At 59.0% G+C, this 1,748-nt stretch carries 1 protein-coding gene and 1 tRNA gene; both read right to left on the bottom strand.

Translation table 11 applies throughout. The features are described from left to right. Window positions 1-379: 379 nt before the first annotated feature. Window positions 380-456, bottom strand: a tRNA-Arg gene (locus Q0650_RS03370). 293 nt (window positions 457-749) lie between these two features. Then, window positions 750-1,730, bottom strand: coding sequence for a fructose-bisphosphatase class II family protein (locus tag Q0650_RS03365; protein ID WP_298815918.1), 981 nt, complete (start codon window positions 1,728-1,730; stop codon window positions 750-752). Window positions 1,731-1,748: the final 18 nt, after the last annotated feature.

Below are 1,748 nucleotides of genomic sequence, written 5' to 3'. Positions count from 1 at the left end.
ATCGCGCGCTTGGCGCCGATGGCAATCTGCGCGGCTTTCGTTGGGGGCTGGGCCGGAAACGCGCGTTGCTGGCGCTCGAAGGCGTGTTATTGCCTGAACTCGATTTGTGAGCTGGCTTGCTACCACGCCTCAAGTGGCCTACCATTGTTGGAACAGCGGTCTACGCACTGGCAGGAGCGCATGATGCTCGCGCGTTGCCTGAAGCTCTCATCACAGACTTGTTCGATCAGAGCATATCGATAGCGATAACTGTCGCTTCTATATGCGTGCTGGCTCGCTCATTCCCTTACTCAGTTCGGCAAGCAACCTCACATCGCGCTTAGGTAGGCCATAGTACCGCCGAACGATAACGAAAAACCCGCCTTGATGGCGGGTGAGCTGGCGACCCCGGCGCGACTCGAACGCGCGACCTTTTCCTCCGCAGGGAAACGCTCTAATCCACTGAGCTACGGGGTCGTATTCATTTCACCCCCGGATTATAGCACAATCAGGGCAATTTTGCAAATCGAAACGGTCTGAGGTCGATTTCGCCTCAGTCAGCGCAGTCATTCCAGGCCCGCGCGGACTCCTGCGCTGCTGCGGGTCGCGCATATGCAGCGAATTGTGCCGCTGTTACGCATCTCTCCAGGTTTCCGGGTGAAACCGATGCGTGATAGCGGTCCGCTGTGTTTTTGTCCTGCGCTGTCTGATCGCTGCTGTTAGTCTGCGCGTAACTGCCCTATATGGCGCGCAGCTTCGCCCACAGTGCTCTATCCGGTTAACAAATGTTCGGCAAAGATGAGACGGCGGGTGCGCGTTTCACACCGTAAGATGAGCGAATTAGTCTCGGCTCGATCACCGGCCAGACGCACGCCGCGCAACAAAATATTGTCGGTGATGCCGGTGGCTACAAAGAAGATTTGGTTACTGCTGACAATATCATCGCAGGTGAGAATGCGTTTGGTATCAAGACCGGCTCGCATGATCTCTGCGCGTTCAGTTTCACTCTGCGGCGCGAGGCGGGCCAGCATTGCCCCTCCCAGTGACTTGATTGCGCAGGCAGCCAGCACTCCTTCCGGCGCCCCGCCAATCCCCATCAGAATGTCCACATTGGTGCCGGGCATCGCCGCCAGCAACGCGCCGTAGATGTCACCATCATCAGCCAGCATCACCCGCGCGCCGGCTGCGCGAATCTCTTCGATCAGATGTGCATGGCGCGGACGATCCAGCACAAAGACTACCAGATCGCGCACGTTACGCCGGGTGGCGCGCGCCACCAGGGCCAGTGTCCAACCGGCTGGCGCGTCAAGGCATTCGGGCACAAGGTATGGCGCGACTTCCGGGCCAACTACAATCTTTTCCATGTATGCCGCCGGATAGGGTGCCCACAACGCGCCTCGATTGGTGATGGCGGCAAAAGAAACTGCCCCCGCTCGTCCCTGAGCAAGCTGGCGTCGCCCGTCTATTGGATCGACCACCAGATCTGCCGATGGGCCATTGCCGGTTCCCACGCGCATGCCACGGGTGATCGGGGTCTGGATGTTTTCACGTGCTTCCTCTCCCATTGCCAGGCGACCATCAATTTCGAGATTAGCCAGCGCTGCCGCCATCGCCGTTGCCGCTGCCTGATCGGCTTCTTCAATTTCACCCCGCCCCATCAGCCGGGCAGCAGCGATGGCTGCCGCTTCGGTCGCTCGCACCAGATCGAGGCCTGTGTTGGGGCCAAGTCGCTGTGATTGAGGAATTTCCATAACGGTCTCACTGTATTG

This window comes from uncultured Chloroflexus sp. (genome assembly GCF_937129525.1).
Taxonomy (GTDB): domain Bacteria; phylum Chloroflexota; class Chloroflexia; order Chloroflexales; family Chloroflexaceae; genus Chloroflexus.
The sequence above is the reverse complement of the archived record's forward strand: the minus strand, read 5'-3'. Positions and strand labels throughout refer to the sequence as shown.

Excerpts from the sequence above, each read along its gene's own strand:
- Q0650_RS03365 (WP_298815918.1), bottom strand. The coding sequence starts at position 1,730 with ATGGAAATTCCTCAATCACAGCGACTTGGCCCCAACACAGGCCTCGAT.